Here is a 506-nt window from a genome sequence, read left to right on the forward strand (position 1 = left end):
GTCCCGCAGACGCTCCGCGATAAAAAGGATGCTGTCTTGAAGCGTATCTGTTCACAGATCCCTCGCGGACTTATCCTTTTCGATAGAGGGTTCGCACGTCGAAAGGTCTTTGAAATGTTATTGGGTTTCGGACATCACCTCCTGTGTCGGGCGAAGTCCAATGCGGTGTTCTATCGGATACCCAAACCCCCGAAACACCCGAAACCCGGACGTCCCCGGAAATATGGAGACCGTTTGAACATCCAGCGACTCCGGTATCAGGGGATGTCCATCGGAAACAAAGACTACCAGATCACTTCACACCTCGTGCGCACAAAAATGTGTCCCGTGGATGTCCGACTCGTCGTGATACGCAGACGCCCGAAACGTTGGAAACCGTATCGGTATTTCCTCGTCTTTACAACAGACCTGACGCTCGAGATACCCCAGATCGTTGAATACTATCAACACAGGTGGCAGATCGAAACCGCGTTTCGAGACCTCAAACAGGAGTTTGGATTCAGCGG

The 506-nt window shown here is 52.0% G+C and carries 1 protein-coding gene; it reads left to right on the forward strand.

Annotated elements, in window-relative coordinates; translation table 11 throughout:
• A partial coding sequence (locus J4G07_22555; GenBank protein MCE2416765.1) for a transposase occupies positions 1-506 on the forward strand: 506 nt, incomplete at both ends.

Source organism: Candidatus Poribacteria bacterium (genome assembly GCA_021295715.1).
In the GTDB taxonomy this organism is placed as follows: Bacteria; Poribacteria; WGA-4E; order WGA-4E; family WGA-3G; genus WGA-3G.